Below are 17,574 nucleotides of genomic sequence, written 5' to 3'. Positions count from 1 at the left end.
CGACGAAGTGAGGATCCTCCCATGAGCACGATCGCCGTCGCGGTCATCTGCAAGACGCCTGCACCGGGCAAGTCGAAGACCCGGCTCTCGCCGCCGCTGCACCCGGACGAGTGTGCGGCGATCTCCGCCTGCTTCATCGCCGATCTTACCGCGACCATCGCCGAGGTCGCGGAGGTCGCCGAAGCGCAGGGCTATGCCGTCTACACCCCCGCCGGCACCGAGCCGGCGCTGCGGCGGCTGCTGCCGCCCGGCTTCGGCCTGGTACTGCAGGGGGAGGGCGATCTCGGCGCCCGGCTGCACAAGGGGATCTCCGATCTCCTGGCCGCCGGCCATGCTGGCGCCATGCTGATCAATTCCGACAGTCCCACCTTGCCGGCGGCGATCCTGCAGGCGGCGGTCGAGGCGCTGCATGCGGGCGCCCCGGTGGTGCTGAGCCCGGCGGCCGACGGTGGCTATACGCTGATCGGCCTGACGCGCCCGCACGCGCATCTGTTCGCCGACATCCCCTGGAGCACCGCCGACGTCTATCGCCTCACGCTGGAGCGGGCGCGGGAGATCGGGTTGCCCGTGGTCGAGCTGCCCGGCTGGTACGATGTCGACGACGCCTTGTCCTATGCCTGGCTCGAGCAGGAGATGGACGGCGTGCCGCCGGCCGTCGCGCGGCCAGGCATGGCCGGCGCACCGGCGCCGCGCACCCGCGCTTTCGTGCGGGAGCGTCGCCGCACCGGGAGGGCCGCATGAGCGCCCCGCGCGACCTGTCCGTGGTGACGGTGATCATTCCCTGCCTCGACGAGGAGGAGGCGATCGGCGCGGTCGTGCGTGACGTGCTCGCCGTCGGCGTCGGCGAGGTGATCGTCGTCGACAACGGCTCGCGCGACCGGACCGCGGAGCGGGCGGCCGAAGCCGGCGCGAGGGTGGTGAGCGAGCCGCAGCGCGGCTACGGGCGCGCCTGCGCCGCCGGGCTGGCGGGCGTGGGGCCGGGTTGCGGGATCGTCTGCTTCCTCGACGGCGACGGAAGCGACGTGCCGGCCTTCATTCCGGCGATCGTGGCGCCGGTCGCGGCGGGCGAGGCCGATTTCGTGATGGGTTCGCGCATCCTGGGGCGGCGTGAGCCGGGCTCGATGACCCCCCAGCAGATCGTGGCCGGACGCATCGCCGGGGTATTGCTGCGCCTCGCCTATGGCGTGCGCTTCACCGACATGTCGCCGCTGCGGGCCATGCAGCGCGAGCGGCTCGCGGCGCTCGGCATGAGCGAGACCACCTATGGCTGGAATCTCGAAATGCAGATGCGCGCGGCGGGCGCCGGCCTTCGGTGCCGGGAGATCGCCGTCGATCATCGCTGCCGGCGTGGCGGCGTGTCGAAGGTCTCGGGCAATCTGAGGGCGGGCCTTGCCGCAGCCTTCAAGATCACCTCGACCTTTCTGCGCCTCGCCCGCGCCCGGCGCGCGGTCGGCGCGGCCCCCGCCGGCCCGGCGTCGACCTTGAGAAACAGCTAGCGGAGAGGCGCATGCACATCCTCGTCACCGGCGCCGCCGGTTTCATCGGCACCCATGTGCTCGCCGAGCTGCTCGCGCGCGGCCATGAGGTGCGCGCGCTCGATTCGCTGCGGCCGGACGTCCATCGCGATGGCGGTGCCTGGCAGGTGGCGCGGGGCGTCGAGGCGCTGATCGGCGACGTGCGCGATCGCGAGCTGGTCGCGCGGGCGGTGAAGGGCGTCGACGCGGTGATCCACCTCGCCGCCAAGGTCGGGCTCGGTGTCGATATCGCCGACATGCCCGACTATGCCTCCTCGAACGATGTCGGCATCGCCGAGCTGCTGGTGGGCATGGCGGAGGAGGGCGTGTCGCGCCTGACGCTGGCGAGCTCGATGGTGGTCTATGGCGAGGGTTTCGCCACCTGTCCGGAGCATGGCGCGGTGCGTCCGGCGCCGCGCCGCGCGCGGGATCTGGCGGCAGGACGCTTCGAGCCGCCCTGTCCTCATTGCGGGCGGCCGCTTGCCAGCGGGCTCGTCGGCGAGGACACGCCCGCCGATCCTCGCAACGCCTATGCCACCAGCAAGCTCGCGCAGGAGTTCTACGCCGCCAACTGGGCCCGCGCGACCGGCGGCTGCGTGGCGATGATGCGCTATCATAACGTCTATGGCCCCGGCATGCCGCGCGACACGCCCTATGCCGGCGTCGCCTCGATCTTCACCTCCGCGCTCCGTCGCGGAGAAGCGCCGAAGGTGTTCGAGGACGGCAACCAGCGGCGCGACTTCATCCATGTCGGCGATATCGCGGCCGCCACCGTGCTGGCTTGTGAACTGCATGGGGAGGGCGTTGGCGCCTATAATGTCGGCTCGGGGACGCCGCGCACGGTGGGCGAGATGGCCCTCGCGCTGTCCCACGCGCTCGGCGGTCCGCCGCCGGTCGTGACGGGCCAGTACCGCCTTGGCGATGTGCGCCACATCACCGCCGATTCCTCGCGGCTGCGGCGCGAGCTCGGCTGGCATCCGCGCGTCAGCTTCGAGGAGGGGATGGCCGAGTTCGCCGGCCTTCATCCCCGGGCGGACACCGCACCCCAGGCGGCCGGTGCCGGGATGAAACGGGCGATGACGGGCGGGGCATGAGCCGGTTCGCCCTTGTCGGCCTCATCCTCGCCAGCGTGGCGCTCAACGCGCTCGCCCAGATCCTGCTGCGTCTTGGGGCGAGGGCAGGGGCGGCCGCCGAGCCGGGTCCCGCCGGGCTGCTGGCACTCGCGTTCCAGCCCTCGGTGCTCGGTGGGCTGGCTTGCTACGCCATGAGTCTGCTGCTGTGGCTCTATGTGCTCGGGCGGGTGGAGGTTTCCTTCGCCTATCCGTTTCTCGCGCTTGGCTTCGTGCTGGTGGCGCTCGCGGGGTGGCAGTGGCTCGGCGAGACGATGCCGCCGGCACGCATGGCCGGCATCGGAATCATTCTCGCCGGCGTGCTCGTCCTGGCCCGCAGCTAGCGCGACGGCGGCAAAGCCATGTTATGTCTGCCGAGACGGAGACGAATTCAGACGTCGGAAGGGGCGGTCCGCTAGCCGGGCCGGTTCCTGCCGGCGGGAGCTTGTACTGTGAAGACCGACGACTTGATCGAGCTGCTGGCGGAGGACGCCACGCCGCAATGGCCGTTCCGCCGGCTGTTCGACTTTGCGCTGCTTGCGGCGGTCGCCGCCTGCGCGGTGGTATTCTTCGCGACCATCGGGCCGCGGCCGGATTTCGCGCATGCGGCGGAGACGGTGCGCTTCCTGTTCAAGTTCGTGATCACGCTGACATTGGCGACCGGCGCCGTCGGCCTGAGCCTCGCCATGGCGCGGCCGGGCGTGCGCACGGGGCCCTGGCTCTGGCTTCTTGCGGCCGCTCCGCTGCTGCTGCTCGCCGGGGTCGCGGCCGAGCTCGCGGTGGTGCCGCGCGAGGCCTGGATGACGCGGCTGGTCGGCCAGAACTCCGCCTTCTGCCTCCGGGTGATCCCGCTGCTCGCCGTCGCGCCGCTGGCGTGCGTCCTGCTGGTGCTGCGGCGCGGCGCCCCCGCCCACGCCGGACGCGCCGGGGCGCTGGCGGGCCTCGCGGCCGGGGGCATTGCCGCCACCTTCTATGCGGCGCACTGCCCGGACGACAGCCCGCTCTTCGTGGCGGTCTGGTACAGCGTGGCGATCGCCATAGTGACCGCGGCCGGTTATCTCGGCGGTCGGCGACTGCTGGCCTGGTAGCGCCCTGTAACGGAGTGGTGTCCCCGCACGTATCCATGGCAGAGGGATACGCTTGCGGAGGCCGACGTGAAGACCGAGGAGCTTATCGACCTTCTAGCGCAGGACACCGCGCCGGCCTTCGCGTTCCGTACCCTGTTCCTCGCCGCCACGCTGGCCGGCGTCGCGATCGCCGGCCTGGTCTTCTCCACCGCGATCGGGGTGCGGCCGGATTTCGAAAGGGCGCTGCGCACCGGGCGATTCCTGTTCAAGTTCGTGATCACCGTGCCGCTGGCGCTCGGCACCGTCGGCCTCCTGCTGAGCCTCGCCCGTCCGGGTGCCGACATCGGCCTGTGGCGCTGGCGGGTTCTTGCCTCGCCCGCGCTGCTGCTGGGCGCGGTGGCCAGCGAATTGTGGCTGCTGCCGTCCGCGACCTGGCGCGGACAGATGATCGGCCATAACGGCCGGCTGTGCCTCACCCTCATTCCGCTGCTGTCGCTCGGGCCCCTTGCCTGCCTGCTTGCGGTGCTGCGCCGGGGCGCGCCGGCGCATCCGGGGCGCGCCGGCGTGGCAGCAGGCCTCACGGCGGCCGCGATCGCCGCGACCTTCTATGCCGCCAATTGCGACGACGACAGCCCGCTATTCGTCGCCTTCTGGTATCCGATGGCGTTCGCCGTCATGGCCGCCGCCGGTTACGGCCTCGGCCAGCGGCTGCTGCGCTGGTGAGCGATGCCGGCGAGCGGACATCCCCGGCGATCACCCGATCATCGACGCATGGCTACGTGATTTCGGTCGAAAAGCGCGAACTGCGATCGCGATACTTGCGACGACGGCCGATCGTCTGGCTTCGAGCCGATCCCGCTCATGGGAGGGATGCTGAGGGCCGTCGGCCTCACTATCGGCAAGCTCGCGGAGTCGTTCCGATGCTCGTTTGGCGCACATAAGTTATGGTCGCCTCGCTCGATGGGTGCGAGCGGGGCGGACGCGCGATGGATTCTGCTACCTAGACTGGCGCCAACCGGTGTCGGAATAGGTCGGCGCCAGCTTTCCCTTGGGCTGGGCGAGGTCGATCCAGCTGATGTGCAGCCCGGCGAAGCGCCCATCCGGGCCAAGGATCGCCGCCAGCATGGCCGGCCCGCTATGCAGGCGCCGCCAACCCGGGCGGCTTTGCGCATCGGGCGCCGCGACCACATAGGGCAGGGCGGGGTGCGCCCGCAGCAGGGCGCCCGGCGGGGCGACGAGGCGGCGCAGGCGCAGATAGTCGTCCACCGGCGTGCCGGGCCAGGGCTTCGCCTCGCTCCAGCGCGACCACAGATCCGCCCGCTCGCGCTCGCGGAAGGCGTTGTCGTCCCGCGCCGCGCGGGCCTTTGCCTCGGCCTGTTCGCGGGCACGGCGTGCTTCCTCGGCCGGGTCCACCTCCTGCGCCCCGCCGAGCCACTGGACCGCGGCGCGGAAGTCGAGCCGCTCATAGAGCTCGACGAGGCGGATCACGTCGCCGCCGTCCTGGCAGGTGGCGCACACCCAGCCGTCCGCCCAGCATTCGAAGGAGGTACTGTCCTTCGCGTGCGGGTCCTTGGAATGTAGCGGACACGGGCCGATGAAGCGCCCGGCGCGCGAGCCCCGGCGCAGGCTCACCCATCTGCCGGCGATATCCGGCACCGGGTTGCGCGCGCGTAGGTCGTCAAGGGCGGAGGCGGTGATCATGCTACCTCTCCTCCGCTGTTGCCGTGCTGCACAATGGGTGTCCAAGGGGCAGGGGGCATGTGGGACATGGCGCTGATGCGCGTGAGGGGCGAGCCGACGTTCGACGACGACATGACGATCCGCTTTCCGATGCGGGACACGAGGACGGGACAGGACGTGACGTGCTCGATCTCGGCCGAGGCGCTGAGAAAGAAGTTCGGCGCGCGGGGCAATCTGCTTCGCGCCTTCACGACGAACCGCGTGCCCATCGAGCTCGCCGCATCGGTGCGCTACCGGCGCGACGGCAACGGCGTGCACCTTTCCGCTACCGATCTTTAGCCGCCGAACGGCACCCTCCCGCCCGCCGCCTGCGGACGTATCGTCGCGCGATACTTTTTCCTTGCCGAACGTATCGTGATGAGATACGTTGTCTTCATCGAAGGCGGTTCGGCGACGATGATCCTGAATTTCAAGAACAAGCTGGCGGAAGCGGTGTGGAACGGCACCGTCGGCAAGGGCTTCCCGGCCGATCTCGTCCGCCCCGCGCAGCGCAAGCTCGCCATGGTCAACGCCGCCGTCTCGCTCGAGGCGCTGCGCGTACCGCCGGCGAACCGGCTCGAGGCTCTGAAGGGCGATCGTGCCGGCCAGCATTCCATCCGCGTGAACGACCAGTTCCGCATCTGCTTCATCTGGCGCGACGGCCACGCCGCCGACGTCGAGATCGTCGACTATCACTGAGGAGAGACCGCTATGCTCGGCCCACACCCTCCCATCCACCCTGGGGAGATCCTGCGGGAGGAGTTCCTCACCCCGATGCACCTCACCCCCTATGCCGTCGCCAAGGCGCTGCACGTGCCACGCACGCGGGTGGAGCGCCTGGCGCGCGAGGAGGCGCCGGTGACGGCCGACACCGCCCTGCGGCTCGGCCGCTTCCTCGGCACCGGACCTGAGTTCTGGATGAACCTGCAGGCGAGCTATGATCTCTCGCTCGCCGCGCAGGAGCGGCCGGACATTGACGACATCGCTCCGCACGAAGCGGCGTGAAACGAGGGGCGGCGCCGGAATAGAAGTACAGCGCCTGCCGGCCGCGCCGGCGATGCGACGACGGGGTGATGGCATGAACGACCCGGAAACGAAGACGAAGTGGGCAGCCGCGCGCGAGCGGGCGCTCCGCAGCCTGGAGGCGATCACCCCGGAGGAAGACGCGGCCATCACGGCCGCCGCCGAGGCGGACCCGGACAATCCCCCGGTGCCAGATGAGATGATCGCCCGCATGCGCCCGAGCGCCGAGGTCGCGCCGGACTTCGTCGCGGCGGTCAAGCGAGCGCGCGGCCGGCAGAAGGCGCCGACAAAGGAAGCGGTCAAGCTGCGGCTGTCGCCCGACGTGCTGGCGCATTTCCGCGCCACCGGCCCGGGCTGGCAGACCCGCATCGACGAGACGCTGAAGCGGGCGATCGGGAAGAACTGAGGCGACGATATCATTCCGCCGCCTCCCGAAATTCCACCGGAGCGCGATCGGCCGGCGCGGCATCGGCCATCAGCGCGCCGACGCAGGCGCGCATCTTCGCGACCGAGACCGCGTTGCCGATCTGCTTGATCTGCTCGGTCTTGGTGCCGGCGAATTTGTAGGCCGCCTCCTCCGAGTCGAACCCCATTGCGGCCGCCCGCTCGGACGGCCCAGCGTGCGGAACAGGATGTCGTGGCGCTGGCCCTCGGCAGAGCCTTGCACCAGGTCGAAGCGTTGGCGCGTGGCGGCGTCGCCATAGTCGGCCGCGTTCAGTTTGTGCCATTCCGGTTCGAAGCCGAGCGCCTGGATGGTGCGGATCCACGCGTGGAAATACTCGCCCTTGCGGGACGCGATCGGCTTGCCGGTGCGCACGTCCACCGGATGCCAGCCGACGAACTCGCATACGGCGTTGCGCGCCACTATTTCCGCCGACCGGGCGGAAAGCGGGTGATGCTCCTGGGCATTCCCGGTTCGCCCGTGTTCATGGAGGCGTATCAGGCGGCCTTCGCGGCCGAGGAGGAAGCGCCGAAGAAGGTGCGAGGCGGCGAGGGCACGCTCGAGCGGCTGGTCGGCGACTATCTCGCCAGCCCGGATTTTCTTCGTCTCGCGCCATCGACCCGGCGTGCCTACCGTCGGGTGATGGAGCGATGGCTCGATATGGCGAAGCGCGCCGCCACGCCCGGCGCGGCCAACGATCTGCTGAAGAAGATTCGGGTGCTCATGCACTTCGCGATCGACGGCAAGTGGCGCCGGGACGATCCGACGTTGCGCATCAAGCGCTTCGGCAGCGGCGAGTTTCACACCTGGGACGAGCCGCAAATCGCGACCTTCGAGAAGAAATGGAAGGTCGGCACCAGGGAGAGGCTGGCCTTCGCCCTGCTGCTCTACACGGGGCAGCGGCGCTCGGACGTGGTCGCCATGTCGTGGCGTGACATCGATGATGGTCTGATTCGGGTGGTGCAGACCAAGACGCGAGCCCGGCTCTGGATACCCCTGCATCCGTCCCTGCGCCGGGTTCTTTCGGCAGCGCCGCGCGAGCATGTCTCCATTCTCGTCACGGAGTACGGCAAGCCGTTCACGCCGGCGGGGTTCGGCAACTGGATGGCCGAGAAGATCGGCAAGGCCGGCCTGCCGGATGAGTGCGTCACCCATGGCCTGCGAAAGGCGGCGGCGCGGCGCCTCGCCGAAGCCGGATGCTCGGCCAACGAGATCGCTTCGGTGACCGGCCACAAGACGCTCGCCGAAGTTGAACGGTACACCCGCGAGGCCGACCAGAAGCGCCTCGCCCGCGCGGCTATCGAGCGCCTTTCGGAACAGGAAAAGAACAAACGCTCCCAAACTGACCGGGGAAGTTTGGGAAAAAAGCCGAATTCATCAGCAAAATCAAAGCCAAAAAAGGCAGATGGCGCGCCCTAGGGGAGTCGAACCCCTCTCTCCACCGTGAAAGGGTGGCGTCCTAACCGATAGACGAAGGGCGCGCAGGCGGGGCCCTTATAGGGGCGAGCGGCAGCTTGCACAAGCGCTCCGCCACAGCGATGCACAGGCACCGCCGCAGGCCGTTTCTCCCTTGGCGACCCGCCGGTCATCGCATGGCTGTGCTCGCCCGGTGCCGACCCTCGGCCCCGCCGCGGCGGCGGTCAGCGCGCGATCACCACGCGATCACCGAGCGATCACCACTTGCCGGTGTTCGGCATCGACGCCCAGGGTTCCTGCGGGGGCAGGGCGCTGCCCTTCTGGAGAAGCTCGATCGAGACGTTGTCCGGCGAGCGCACGAATGCCATGTAGCCGTCGCGCGGCGGGCGGTTGATGGTCACGCCCCCGTCCTGCAGCTTCTTGCAGGCCGCGTAGATGTCGTCGACCTCAAAGGCGAGATGGCCGAAATTGCGGCCCTCGCCATAGGGTTCCGGGTCCCAGTTGTGGGTCAGCTCGACCTCGGCGACGCCCGCCTGTCCCGGCGCGGCGAGGAAGATCAGCGTGTAGCGGCCCTGCGGCACGTCCTTGCGGCGGACCTCCACCAGCCCCAGCTTGTTGCAGTAGAAGTCGAGCGAGGCGTCGACGTCGCTCACGCGTACCATGGTATGAAGAAATTTCATGCTGACCTCGTGGAAGGTTTCGGCCCGGCGGCCGGACAGGACGGGTGGCCGAACATATGACGCCGGTCGGTGACATCAAGCCTGAAGGTGAGGCGCTGGCGCGGCTGCTGGCCGGCATGAGGCGCGGGGTCGCCTTCACCGGCGCCGGCATCTCCACCGAATGCGGCATTCCCGATTTCCGCTCGCCGGGCGGGCTGTGGACGCGCAACCGGCCGATCGACTTCGACGCCTTCCTCGCCAGCCGCGCCATGCGCGACGAGGCATGGCGGCGGCGCTTCGCCATGGAGGAGGCGTTCGCCAAGGCCCGCCCGGGGCGCGGGCATCGCGCGCTCGCCCGGCTACTCGCCGAGGGGCGCCTCGCCGGCATCGTGACGCAGAACATCGACGGGCTGCACCAGGCCTCCGGCGCGCCTCCGGAAGATGTGATCGAGCTCCACGGCAACACGACCTACGCCACCTGCCTCGATTGCGGGCGGCGCTACGAGCTGGAATGGGTGCGCGCGCGCTTCGAGGCGGAGAGCGGGGCGGCCCCCGATTGCGAGGAGTGTGCCGGCCCGATCAAGTCCGCCACCATCTCCTTCGGCCAGCCCATGCCGGCGCCGGCAATGCTGCGGGCGCGGGAGCTGACGCAGGGCTGCGACGTCTTTCTCGCCATAGGCTCGTCGCTGGTGGTCTGGCCCGCCGCGGGTTTCCCGTTGGAGGCCAAGCGCAACGGTGCGATACTCGTTATCATCAACCGCGAACCGACCGAGCTCGACGACATCGCCGACCTCGTCATCCGTGACGAGATCGGAGAGGTATTCGCGCCGTTCGCCTGATCGGGTTGCCGCTCGGGTTAAAGCTGTTCCAAACCCGCGCTGCGACGTGATTTGGGTGTTTTCGTGGCGGAATCGGGTGTTATGCTCTAACGACGAGAATCATCCATGGCTCGCCAGATGTGATATGGCGGGGTGAGGCGTTCCCGGAGGTGGGTGGCCGATGGTAGCCGACAGTTCTGTGCCACGATTAGGCCTGGTCAATCACGAGCCCGTGGACAATGAGGTCGGCGACGCACGTCAGGCCGATGCCGGTATCGTCCAGATCGCCGGCACCATCAAATGGTTCGACGTCTCGAAGGGCTATGGCTTCGTGGTGCCGGATGGCGGCGGCAGCGACGTGCTGCTGCATGTCACCTGCCTGCGCCGCGGCGGCTTCGTGACCGCGCAGGAAGGTGCGCGCATCGTCTGCGAGGCGGTGGCGCGCGAGCGCGGCTTCCAGGCCCTGCGCGTGCTATCGATGGATTCCTCCACCGCCGTGCACCACTCCCAGCTTCCGCAGGCGCGCACCCATGTGACGGTGCAGCCCGTGGGCGGGTTCGAGCGGGCCTGGGTGAAGTGGTTCAACCGGCTGCGCGGCTTCGGCTTCCTCTCGCGCGGGGAGGGGACGGAGGACATCTTCGTCCACATGGAGACTCTGCGCCGCCACGGCTTGACCGAACTGCGCCCCGGGCAGATGGTTCTGGTGCGCTTCGGGCCAGGTCCAAAAGGGCTGATGGCCGCCGAGGTGCGTCCGGACGGGGCCTCGACGCCTTCGTCGCATTAGGGAAGGCGCCTCGGCGCGCCAAGTCGGTATGACGTCTGGTTTTCGGGCGATGGCCGCGGGGATGCGCGGCTTTGCGTGTGTCCTCGTGCTTCTGCTTGCCGCCGGCGCGGTGAACGCCGCGACCATCGAGACCCTCACCATCGACACGAAATCGGGCGAGGCGACCTTCAAGGTCGAGTTGGCCGAGAACGCGGCCGAGCGGGCCAAGGGCCTGATGTACCGCACCGAGCTGGCGCCCGATGCCGGCATGCTGTTCGACTTCGGCGTGCAGAAACCGGTCTATATGTGGATGAAGAACACCTATATCCCGCTCGACATGGTGTTCATCCGCGCGGACGGACGCGTCGCCAGCATCGCCGCGAACACGGTGCCGCTCTCCACCCAAACCATTTCCTCGCAGGTGCCGGTCAGCGCCGTGCTGGAGCTGCCGGCCGGCACGGCGAAGGCACGCGGGATCGAGGTCGGCGACCGCGTCCACCACCGCCTGTTCAGCGGAGAGTGAGGCCGCCCGGCGCGCTACGCGCGACCACCGCTTCCGGGGCGTCGTCCGGCTCGTGAGCGTTCGGCAGCACCGTGGCGAGCGAGGGCGCGCGTAAGGAGGCGGGCTCGGCTGCGCGGTCTTCCGTTCCAAGCATCCGGTCGAGGCGCTGCAGGATGGCCGCGTTCTGCTGCTTCACCGCGCCGAGTTCCTCCGACAGGTGGTTGATCCTGCGGTCCGTGTCCCGGCGCGAGCGTTCGATCGCCGCCACCAGGCCGAAGTTCAGGCTGAAGGCAAAGCGCCGGATCGCCCGGTAGACGCGGCTGCTCCAGCGCCGCTTGGCCGGAAAGCCCTGCCGCCAGGTCGCCTTGTAGAGATCGCCGGCTTCGGGCTCCCCGCGGATCAGCGCAGAATAGGCGTCGATGTCGTGCAGGCTGACGAGCCGTCCCGGGTTCTCGGCCGGCAGCGTGCGCAGGCGCGCCTCCAACGCCTCCGGCAGCGGCGGGACGGGCACCGCCTCGAGCGCCTGCGCCACGAGTGCCGCCAGTTCCTCCGGCGCATCGGCGCCGACTCGTTCGGGCGGCTGCGCGCCGGTCATGGCGGCATCGATCTGCCGCGTCACCAGAGCGCGGGAATGGCCCGCGCCGAGCTCCTGGCGCTGCCAGATCACCACCGCCTGACGCACGGCCGGCTGGCAGGAAGCGACCGCCCGGCGGGCGAGTTCCACATGGTCGAAGCGGTCGAGGCAGAGCGGGTGGCCGGCGAGGATTTCCGCCGTCGCCGCCGCGCGCACGCCGACAACCGGCAGGCCGAACCGCGCCGCCTCGAGCACCGGCAGGCCGAAGCCCTCGTGCTCGGAGAGCATGAGGAACACGTCGCAGCGGCAATAGAGATGCTCGATCGCGGCGCCCGAAATCTCTCCATGGTCGGTGATAGAGACGCCGAGTTCGCGCGCCAGGCGCAGCACCTCGTCGGCATAGCCGCCCATTGCCGGGTCGGCGCGGCCGACCAGGTTGAGCTCGACCGGCCGCCCGGTGATCTGCTGCACCATGGCGGCGGTCGCCACCAGATGGCGATGGCCCTTGTGCGGAACGAAGCGGCCGACGAACAGCAGGCGCAGTGGCCCCCGGTTGTTGCTACCGATGAAGTGGAGCAGGCCGGGCGCGGCGAGGCTCTGGTCGCCCGCCGCGACGTCGGCGAGCAGCGGCGAGAGCGGCTGCACCACGCGGATTGCCGCCGGATCGGCGCCCAGCCCCACGAGCTGCCGGGCCGAATAGGCCGAATTGGCCCAGAACTCGATGCCCGCCATGGCAGCGAATTCGCGGATGGCCTTCAGGCCCCGCAGCGTGTTGGCCGCGCAACTCGCCGCATAGGGCGCGAAGAACCAGGGCGGCGTGTTGTTGTGCCAGCGTATGATGCGCCGCGTGCCGAGGCGCGCGAACCGCGCGTCGAAGTCGGGATTGCCGTCGCGCCAGTGATAGATGACCACCGACTCGCCATCCCCCTCCAGCCACGCCGGCAGCTCGGCGAGGTCATGGAACGCGATATCCGGGTGGGACGAGGAGCGGGGGCGCTCGCAGAATATCCGGACGTCCCTGTTCTGTCCGTCGCCCGACAGTACAGCGTACTGGGCGAGACAGTCCCGGGCCACGGAATCCGGGCTGTTCGTCACTGCGTCGATGACGAGAGCAGTTTTTAATTTTACTGACATGATTGTTTTCGAAGGGCGCTAAGTGGCTACATTGTTACTATTAAAAACAGCTTATGCCCCTCGCTGTTCATACAATATAATCCTTAACTTTGTGTCAAACATATGATTCGGGTCTTCACAACTAAGTTCCCTCGAACACGCTGCCGTCGGCGCGGAACCGCCCGTCGAGAGGCGGCTCTTGCCTTGGTGCGCCGGTCTGTGCCATTGCATGTCGCGAGCGGCGCGGTGCGGCGTTCGAAGATCGTTTGGTTGCAACGGTTTGTAGCCGTCGGGGCATAGCGCAGCCCGGTAGCGCGGAAGTTTTGGGAACTTCAGGTCGCAGGTTCGAATCCTGCTGCCCCGACCATCCGGACGTGCGATCTTGGCTTGCGAGAGGCGAAGGGCAGGGGAGCGAGTAGAATGGTGGCGCGCATTTACAAGCCGACCCGGAATGCCATGCAGTCCGGCACGGCCAAGACCAAGCTCTGGGTGCTCGACTACGAGCCCGAGCAGGCCCGGCAGGTGGAGCCGCTGATGGGCTATACCAGCTCCGGCGACATGAAGAGCCAGCTTCGTCTGCGCTTCGATTCCAAGGAAGAGGCGGTCGCCTATGCCGAGCGGCACGGCATCGCCTACCAGATCCAGGAGCCGAAGGAAGCCTCGCGCCGGCGCATCGCCTATGCCGACAATTTCAGCTTCCGCCGCCTCGGCCAGTGGACCCACTGACCGCGCGGGCATGCATGCCGGAAAGGCCGCGTAGCTCAGCTGGATAGAGCAGCCGCCTTCTAAGCGGCAGGTCGCTGGTTCGAGCCCAGCCGCGGTCGCCACTTAACGCATCGGATATGCGTTTGGATACGGCTCCTGTTGGCGCGCGGCAGTCGTAACGAAACAGGTACGACGGCCGTCCTTCGGTATGTTTCGTGGCCGGGAGCGTCGGAACGACAAGTCCCGAGAACATCCTGAATCGTTCACGGCGTGTTTCGGGTGCCTGACGTAACGTCAGGGGCAGCCTCTGTGGCGGCCATCGCAGACGCGCATTTTCCGAATTTCCAGGCACTGACGATCTCATCCCGGCGAGATGGTTCGCGCCGACGGGGCAGGCGGCGAGGCTTGTCCGGACGGCCTATGCCATGCGGGCACCTTCGGTTGATCGAAGCGGTGCGGCATTGCGCTCGGCGCCGGGCGGGCGCAAGCATGGCCGCGTGCCGTCATGGGGCCTGCATCGGGCGCTGGGAGTATCCCCCCTCGGCTTCGCCCGTTCCCATGCGAAACGCGCCTGCCCGCGCCCATCAGGCGGCGGGAAGCCTCTGCCGATCTTACCGAAAGGAACTGCGCCATGTCGAACGAACCGGACGAGCGCCTCGGCCGCCGCGACTTCATGATCGCGTCGGTCGCGACGATCGGCTCATCGGCCGGCCTCCTGGCCAGCGCCGGTTCCGCCGCCGCGCAGGGCGCATCGACTTCCGCACCGGACGCCGGGTCCGGCACCTCCGCGGCGACGGTCTATACCGGCGACGTCATCCAGGGAAAAAAGGTCGTCAGCGCGCTCGACGTCGAGGACCTTGAGCCGGGACGCAAGCATTTCCTCTATTTTCAGGGCGTCGAAATGCCCACCGGCCAGCACTGGTACGTGTCGGTGACCGTCGCCAGGGGAGCGAAGCCGGGCAAGCGCGTCGTTCTGGTGAGCGGCGTGCATGGCGACGAGATGAGCTCCGTGCACACGGTCCAGACGGTGATGAACCAGCTCGACCCGGCGCAGATGTCGGGCACGGTGATGGCCGTCACCGATGTTGCGCGCGCGGCCATGGAAGGCATGCAGCGCAGATGGCCCAATGCCGGCAGGGGCGCCGATCTGATCGACCTGAATCGCGAGTGGCCCGGAAACGAGAACGGCCTGACCGCCCCGAGCCGGCATGCCGGGCTGCTGTTCAACCGTCTGCTGCGGCGCAACGCCGACGCCGCCATCGACTTCCACACCGGGACCACGGGATTCGAAGTCACCGCATTCAATATTGGCGGCATGGACGTGCCGGAGGTCAGGGAGATGGTGGAGCTTTTCCCCGTCGGCCAGGTCTTCGACAATCATGTGTATCCCGGCGTCCTGCACAACGCCTTCATGGATGTGGGCATTCCGGCGTTCACGCCGGAGATCGGCGCCGCGCGCGTGCTCGACCTCGACATGATCGGACTGTTCGTCGAGGGCACGATGAACGTGCTCAAGCATTACGGAATCGTCGCCGGGCCCATGGGGCGCACGGGGAAGGATGTGGACGTCTTCGTCGGCAACAGCGCGGTTCCGATCCTCGCGACCGAGGGCGGCCTCGTCGAGCATCTGGTCAAGCTCAACGAGAAGGTCGAGCCCGGACAGAAGGTCGCCATCCAGCGCAACAGCTTCGGCGAGGTGGTCGCCGAATATACGAGCGGCGTGGCCGGAGAGATAACGGGCCAGCGCAGCGACGCGATGGCCGAGCCCGGCAATCCTCTGGCCTTCATCCTTTTCCACAAGGACGGGGCGCAGGGAAGCGAGACCTATCCCGAGTGATGATCCGGCACATGGCGCCGGCGGCATCATGACGGGCCCGCCGACAAGCGTGGCCCGATCCGCGCTACCCCTATGGCGGTTCCGCCGGCGCGGCTTTGCATCAGCCGGCGCGCGCGGCCGTCATAGATCCTTCGCCGCCTCACGCGCCCCCGCGGGGCGATGAAACGCCCGAACGTTCCTGAACCGGACGGACGCCCGCGCCGCCCGCCGGCCTCCGAAATGGCAACGGGTTTCCGCCAGACGAGAGATCGCCCGTGGAAATTTCCGTGGGCTTTTTTTGGCCTGTGGAACCGGTCGATCGCCCCGCCGGGGTCGGTAGGGGGAACGTCCAGGGGCTTCACCGGCTTATTCAGGAAGTCGCCATCGGCTGGCGGGATGCGCGCGACATATGGAGCAGCGATCATGCCGACGAACAGTCATCTGCGCGAGGAGATCGACAGCGGCCGTTTCGGGGACAAGGTCCCGTTCCCCGATCCGGCGACGGCTCCGCTCGGTACCGACGACGAGGCCGCCGGAAGGCCGGCCACCCGCGAAGAGATCGCCGAGGCCCGGCGGGACGCCTTCGAGCCGGACCCGGCGGCGGGCTCCGGTACGGATGAGCGCGGGCGCCCGTTCGACGATAGGGGAGCGACGGTGCTGGGCGTGTCGTTTCCGACGGCGGTCATCGCCCTGCTGGGCGTTGTCGTCGTCCTCGCCGCCCTTATCGCCGCGCTTATTACGCGGGCTTGATCGCAGCGGGACATTCCCGCTTCCGACTATTTCCGCGCGCTACAGCTGCGCCTCGCGCTCGCGAAACGCGGGGATCGCCCGCAGGGCGAAGCGGAGCACATCGTCCCGCTCGCGCAGCCCGAGCTTCGCGCCCTCCAGCACGGCCGAGGCGAGCATGGTGCGAATTCCCTCGTCCATCACGACGCGAGAAGCCGCGTGCGCGCACGCATCGGCGAAGACCTGGTCGAGCAGGTCCACGGTCTTCGAATCGTAGCTTTCCTCGAACGTCGTCACTGTGCATCCTCCGGACCGCCACCGCTCATGTAGACGGCAATGTCAGGTCTGGCTCCCCCCAAAGCAGCGTCCGGGTGACGGTCGCCTTAGGAACGCCCGGAGCGGATCGTCACGGCGCCGCGATCCAGCCGGGATTGATGGAAACTGAGGTTGGAGTGCTGGCGAAGGCGCCGAGCGGGGGGCGCCGGCCGCAGACCGGCGAGAGACGGCGCGGCCGCCCCTGCGCGAGGTCGGGCCCTCAGCCGATCTGTTCGATGACGATGGCTCGGATCTGCTCGCGGGTCAGGCCGCAGGGCTCGGGCTTCCAGTCCGCGGCGGCGCGCGTCGCGGTGGGCATGGCGGCGGGGTGGGGCTTGATGCCCCTTTTGGTCTTCTTGCTGGTCATGATGTTCCTGTGCGCGCGCCGCTTTTCAAACCGGCGACGCGCGACGACATTTCGCAATTTCCAAAAAGGGGCCCGCTCCACCGAAAGAGGGCGGGACACGTCGATATGACGACTTTCAACGTATAACACTGAAATGCGGGTCAAAGAAGGCCGCAAACCGTCGGGCCCGGGCGGACTATCGGAAGAAATAAAATCGGCGCCGGCTTGTAAAATATTCGGTTCAACTCTATTGTAATTCTGTCGAACTTGTACGTTGAACGCGTTTCGCGCCGAGTTGCGCCGGACAAACGTCCTCTCAAATCGATGCCATCGTGACGCACGCGCGGTTGCGGGTGGTCGAATTTCTATGTCGATTTGAACGGCCATCGTCATGGCGACCGGTAGGTTGAAGCCGTTCAACGGGTAGAAAAGGCTTCGGCTTCGTTTAACCTGATCAGGGCGAGCCGGAGATATTCGTCCATATTTGGGTCATGGAGCGTTCGCGCTTGATGAGCCGGAGCAAAGACCGGAAGATTTTCTTTGAAATCGAAGCCGCTCGCCTCAGCGGCGGCAGATCGGCGGCCAACCTCAAAGCCGCCCGAGGCCGTGTCTCCGGTTCCTGACCACGGATGTACTGGCACGAACCGTCGAGGCATCGGGAGAGGCTAGGGCAACCCGGCCTTTTTTCATTCGGATAGGAGACTGAACGTCATGGCTGACTTAACCCGAAACAATCTATTCAAGCCCAATCTGAGCAAGACAGAATCCAGGGCGGAGGCGGTATCGCGCACGGCGATGGGCATGATCCAGCAGGAGGCCACCAAGCGCGACGCCAAGCTTATGCGGCTGCGCGAGGCGAGGCTGGCGCGCGAGGCGGTCGATGCCCCGGATGCTGCCGCCTCCAAGGCCGGCACCGCGAGCTCCCGACGCCGATAGCCATCGGGAAG

The 17,574-nt window shown here is 68.2% G+C and carries 24 protein-coding genes and 3 tRNA genes; 20 read left to right on the top strand and 7 right to left on the bottom strand.

Going from position 1 to position 17,574, the window contains the following annotated elements:
• Positions 1-21: 21 nt before the first annotated feature.
• The 6 genes from NVS83_RS14520 to NVS83_RS14495 all read left to right on the top strand — a co-directional run bounded on the left by NVS83_RS14520 (position 22) and on the right by NVS83_RS14495 (position 4,413).
• Entirely contained in the window at positions 22-741 is a 720-nt protein-coding gene (locus NVS83_RS14520) for a TIGR04282 family arsenosugar biosynthesis glycosyltransferase (RefSeq protein WP_258739953.1), read from the top strand.
• Positions 738-1,496, top strand: coding sequence for a glycosyltransferase family 2 protein (locus NVS83_RS14515; protein ID WP_258739952.1), 759 nt, complete (start codon positions 738-740; stop codon positions 1,494-1,496). The genes NVS83_RS14520 and NVS83_RS14515 overlap by 4 nt, the downstream gene beginning before the upstream one ends.
• 11 nt (positions 1,497-1,507) lie before the next feature.
• Positions 1,508-2,608, top strand: a complete 1,101-nt coding sequence (locus NVS83_RS14510; RefSeq protein ID WP_258739951.1) for an NAD-dependent epimerase/dehydratase family protein — start codon at positions 1,508-1,510, stop codon at positions 2,606-2,608.
• Positions 2,605-2,967, top strand: coding sequence for an EamA family transporter (locus NVS83_RS14505; RefSeq protein ID WP_258739950.1), 363 nt, complete (start codon positions 2,605-2,607; stop codon positions 2,965-2,967). Before NVS83_RS14510 ends, NVS83_RS14505 begins: the two co-directional genes overlap by 4 nt.
• A gap of 108 nt (positions 2,968-3,075) precedes the next feature.
• Positions 3,076-3,711, top strand: a complete 636-nt coding sequence (locus NVS83_RS14500) for an NrsF family protein (RefSeq protein WP_258739949.1) — start codon at positions 3,076-3,078, stop codon at positions 3,709-3,711.
• 66 nt (positions 3,712-3,777) lie between these two features.
• Positions 3,778-4,413, top strand: a complete 636-nt coding sequence (locus tag NVS83_RS14495) for an NrsF family protein (RefSeq protein WP_258739948.1) — start codon at positions 3,778-3,780, stop codon at positions 4,411-4,413.
• A 273-nt stretch (positions 4,414-4,686) separates the two neighbouring features.
• Here the strand turns inward: NVS83_RS14495 and NVS83_RS14490 are convergent, their stop codons facing one another.
• Complete coding sequence (locus NVS83_RS14490) at positions 4,687-5,391, bottom strand: DUF7146 domain-containing protein (protein ID WP_258739947.1); 705 nt, start codon at positions 5,389-5,391, stop codon at positions 4,687-4,689.
• Positions 5,392-5,448: 57 nt separating this feature from the next.
• Between NVS83_RS14490 and NVS83_RS14485 the strand changes: the two genes are divergently transcribed.
• The 4 genes from NVS83_RS14485 (at position 5,449) to NVS83_RS14470 (ending at position 6,838) form a co-directional block, all read left to right on the top strand.
• Positions 5,449-5,709, top strand: coding sequence for a DUF1488 family protein (locus tag NVS83_RS14485; protein WP_258739946.1), 261 nt, complete (start codon positions 5,449-5,451; stop codon positions 5,707-5,709).
• A gap of 117 nt (positions 5,710-5,826) precedes the next feature.
• Positions 5,827-6,108, top strand: a complete 282-nt coding sequence (locus NVS83_RS14480; RefSeq protein ID WP_258740121.1) for a type II toxin-antitoxin system RelE/ParE family toxin — start codon at positions 5,827-5,829, stop codon at positions 6,106-6,108.
• A gap of 12 nt (positions 6,109-6,120) precedes the next feature.
• Positions 6,121-6,414 carry a HigA family addiction module antitoxin gene (locus tag NVS83_RS14475; protein ID WP_258739945.1) on the top strand — a complete coding sequence of 98 codons (294 nt, stop codon included), beginning with the start codon at positions 6,121-6,123 and terminating at the stop codon, positions 6,412-6,414.
• The gene (locus NVS83_RS14470) at positions 6,383-6,838 is read left to right on the top strand and encodes a BrnA antitoxin family protein (protein WP_258739944.1); all 456 of its coding nucleotides are present in this window, start codon (positions 6,383-6,385) and stop codon (positions 6,836-6,838) included. The genes NVS83_RS14475 and NVS83_RS14470 overlap by 32 nt, the downstream gene beginning before the upstream one ends.
• Positions 6,839-6,848: 10 nt before the next feature.
• Here NVS83_RS14470 and NVS83_RS14465 read toward each other — a convergent pair whose 3' ends face one another.
• Entirely contained in the window at positions 6,849-7,025 is a 177-nt protein-coding gene (locus tag NVS83_RS14465) for a DNA cytosine methyltransferase (protein WP_258739943.1), read from the bottom strand.
• A gap of 44 nt (positions 7,026-7,069) precedes the next feature.
• Here NVS83_RS14465 and NVS83_RS14460 point away from each other — a divergent pair, with 44 nt between their 5' ends.
• Positions 7,070-8,293, top strand: a complete 1,224-nt coding sequence (locus NVS83_RS14460; protein ID WP_258739942.1) for a tyrosine-type recombinase/integrase — start codon at positions 7,070-7,072, stop codon at positions 8,291-8,293.
• Here the strand turns inward: NVS83_RS14460 and NVS83_RS14455 are convergent.
• Both NVS83_RS14455 and NVS83_RS14450 read right to left on the bottom strand, forming a co-directional pair.
• A tRNA-Glu gene (locus tag NVS83_RS14455) sits at positions 8,281-8,355 on the bottom strand. The two genes, NVS83_RS14460 and NVS83_RS14455, sit on opposite strands and share 13 nt — an antisense overlap.
• A gap of 192 nt (positions 8,356-8,547) precedes the next feature.
• Positions 8,548-8,970, bottom strand: a complete 423-nt coding sequence (locus tag NVS83_RS14450; protein WP_258733606.1) for a VOC family protein — start codon at positions 8,968-8,970, stop codon at positions 8,548-8,550.
• A 56-nt stretch (positions 8,971-9,026) separates the two neighbouring features.
• Between NVS83_RS14450 and NVS83_RS14445 the strand changes: the two genes are divergently transcribed.
• The 3 genes from NVS83_RS14445 (at position 9,027) to NVS83_RS14435 (ending at position 11,053) form a co-directional block, all read left to right on the top strand.
• Positions 9,027-9,788 carry an SIR2 family NAD-dependent protein deacylase gene (locus NVS83_RS14445; RefSeq protein WP_374115069.1) on the top strand — a complete coding sequence of 254 codons (762 nt, stop codon included), beginning with the start codon at positions 9,027-9,029 and terminating at the stop codon, positions 9,786-9,788.
• A gap of 160 nt (positions 9,789-9,948) precedes the next feature.
• On the top strand, positions 9,949-10,551 hold the full coding sequence (locus NVS83_RS14440; protein WP_258739941.1) for a cold-shock protein: 603 nt from the start codon (positions 9,949-9,951) through the stop codon (positions 10,549-10,551).
• 28 nt (positions 10,552-10,579) lie between these two features.
• The gene (locus NVS83_RS14435; protein WP_374115068.1) at positions 10,580-11,053 is read left to right on the top strand and encodes a DUF192 domain-containing protein; all 474 of its coding nucleotides are present in this window, start codon (positions 10,580-10,582) and stop codon (positions 11,051-11,053) included.
• Here NVS83_RS14435 and NVS83_RS14430 read toward each other — a convergent pair.
• On the bottom strand, positions 11,040-12,680 hold the full coding sequence (locus NVS83_RS14430) for a glycosyltransferase family 4 protein (RefSeq protein ID WP_258739939.1): 1,641 nt from the start codon (positions 12,678-12,680) through the stop codon (positions 11,040-11,042). The two genes, NVS83_RS14435 and NVS83_RS14430, sit on opposite strands and share 14 nt — an antisense overlap.
• 329 nt (positions 12,681-13,009) lie before the next feature.
• Here NVS83_RS14430 and NVS83_RS14425 point away from each other — a divergent pair.
• The 5 genes from NVS83_RS14425 (at position 13,010) to NVS83_RS14405 (ending at position 15,990) form a co-directional block, all read left to right on the top strand.
• Positions 13,010-13,086 (top strand) — tRNA-Pro (locus NVS83_RS14425).
• A 53-nt stretch (positions 13,087-13,139) separates the two neighbouring features.
• On the top strand, positions 13,140-13,445 hold the full coding sequence (locus NVS83_RS14420; RefSeq protein ID WP_258733602.1) for an ETC complex I subunit: 306 nt from the start codon (positions 13,140-13,142) through the stop codon (positions 13,443-13,445).
• A 24-nt stretch (positions 13,446-13,469) separates the two neighbouring features.
• Positions 13,470-13,546, top strand: a tRNA-Arg gene (locus tag NVS83_RS14415).
• 509 nt (positions 13,547-14,055) lie between these two features.
• Positions 14,056-15,261, top strand: coding sequence for a M14 family metallopeptidase (locus NVS83_RS14410; protein ID WP_258740119.1), 1,206 nt, complete (start codon positions 14,056-14,058; stop codon positions 15,259-15,261).
• A 402-nt stretch (positions 15,262-15,663) separates the two neighbouring features.
• A complete protein-coding gene (locus NVS83_RS14405; protein ID WP_258739938.1) occupies positions 15,664-15,990 on the top strand; it encodes a hypothetical protein in 327 nt (108 codons plus the stop codon).
• A gap of 39 nt (positions 15,991-16,029) precedes the next feature.
• Here the strand turns inward: NVS83_RS14405 and NVS83_RS14400 are convergent, their stop codons facing one another.
• Entirely contained in the window at positions 16,030-16,263 is a 234-nt protein-coding gene (locus tag NVS83_RS14400; RefSeq protein WP_258739937.1) for a hypothetical protein, read from the bottom strand.
• Between the two features lie 238 nt (positions 16,264-16,501).
• Positions 16,502-16,648: a hypothetical protein gene (locus tag NVS83_RS14395; protein WP_258739936.1), complete on the bottom strand. Its 147-nt coding sequence runs from the start codon at positions 16,646-16,648 to the stop codon at positions 16,502-16,504.
• Positions 16,649-17,338: 690 nt separating this feature from the next.
• On the opposite strand from NVS83_RS14395, the gene NVS83_RS14390 reads away from it, so the two are divergent.
• Positions 17,339-17,563 (top strand): hypothetical protein, encoded by a 225-nt coding sequence (locus tag NVS83_RS14390; protein ID WP_258739935.1) that lies wholly within the window; start codon positions 17,339-17,341, stop codon positions 17,561-17,563.
• Positions 17,564-17,574 lie beyond the last annotated feature (11 nt).

The organism is Ancylobacter mangrovi, assembly GCF_024752335.1.
Lineage (GTDB): Bacteria > Pseudomonadota > Alphaproteobacteria > Rhizobiales > Xanthobacteraceae > Ancylobacter > Ancylobacter mangrovi.
This window is presented reverse-complemented; position numbering and strand designations above follow the sequence as displayed.

What these genes read in the sequence shown, in the direction of transcription:
- NVS83_RS14520 (WP_258739953.1), top strand. Translation starts at nt 22, where the DNA reads ATGAGCACGATCGCCGTCGCGGTCATCTGCAAGACGCCTGCACCGGGC.
- NVS83_RS14515 (WP_258739952.1), top strand. Translation starts at nt 738, where the DNA reads ATGAGCGCCCCGCGCGACCTGTCCGTGGTGACGGTGATCATTCCCTGC.
- NVS83_RS14510 (WP_258739951.1), top strand. Translation starts at nt 1,508, where the DNA reads ATGCACATCCTCGTCACCGGCGCCGCCGGTTTCATCGGCACCCATGTG.
- NVS83_RS14505 (WP_258739950.1), top strand. Translation starts at nt 2,605, where the DNA reads ATGAGCCGGTTCGCCCTTGTCGGCCTCATCCTCGCCAGCGTGGCGCTC.
- NVS83_RS14490 (WP_258739947.1), bottom strand. Translation starts at nt 5,391, where the DNA reads ATGATCACCGCCTCCGCCCTTGACGACCTACGCGCGCGCAACCCGGTG.
- NVS83_RS14485 (WP_258739946.1), top strand. Translation starts at nt 5,449, where the DNA reads ATGTGGGACATGGCGCTGATGCGCGTGAGGGGCGAGCCGACGTTCGAC.
- NVS83_RS14480 (WP_258740121.1), top strand. Translation starts at nt 5,827, where the DNA reads ATGATCCTGAATTTCAAGAACAAGCTGGCGGAAGCGGTGTGGAACGGC.
- NVS83_RS14475 (WP_258739945.1), top strand. Translation starts at nt 6,121, where the DNA reads ATGCTCGGCCCACACCCTCCCATCCACCCTGGGGAGATCCTGCGGGAG.
- NVS83_RS14465 (WP_258739943.1), bottom strand. Translation starts at nt 7,025, where the DNA reads ATGGGGTTCGACTCGGAGGAGGCGGCCTACAAATTCGCCGGCACCAAG.
- NVS83_RS14450 (WP_258733606.1), bottom strand. Translation starts at nt 8,970, where the DNA reads ATGAAATTTCTTCATACCATGGTACGCGTGAGCGACGTCGACGCCTCG.
- NVS83_RS14445 (WP_374115069.1), top strand. Translation starts at nt 9,027, where the DNA reads ATGACGCCGGTCGGTGACATCAAGCCTGAAGGTGAGGCGCTGGCGCGG.
- NVS83_RS14440 (WP_258739941.1), top strand. Translation starts at nt 9,949, where the DNA reads ATGGTAGCCGACAGTTCTGTGCCACGATTAGGCCTGGTCAATCACGAG.
- NVS83_RS14435 (WP_374115068.1), top strand. Translation starts at nt 10,580, where the DNA reads ATGACGTCTGGTTTTCGGGCGATGGCCGCGGGGATGCGCGGCTTTGCG.
- NVS83_RS14420 (WP_258733602.1), top strand. Translation starts at nt 13,140, where the DNA reads ATGGTGGCGCGCATTTACAAGCCGACCCGGAATGCCATGCAGTCCGGC.
- NVS83_RS14410 (WP_258740119.1), top strand. Translation starts at nt 14,056, where the DNA reads ATGTCGAACGAACCGGACGAGCGCCTCGGCCGCCGCGACTTCATGATC.
- NVS83_RS14405 (WP_258739938.1), top strand. Translation starts at nt 15,664, where the DNA reads ATGCCGACGAACAGTCATCTGCGCGAGGAGATCGACAGCGGCCGTTTC.
- NVS83_RS14395 (WP_258739936.1), bottom strand. Translation starts at nt 16,648, where the DNA reads ATGACCAGCAAGAAGACCAAAAGGGGCATCAAGCCCCACCCCGCCGCC.
- NVS83_RS14390 (WP_258739935.1), top strand. Translation starts at nt 17,339, where the DNA reads ATGGCTGACTTAACCCGAAACAATCTATTCAAGCCCAATCTGAGCAAG.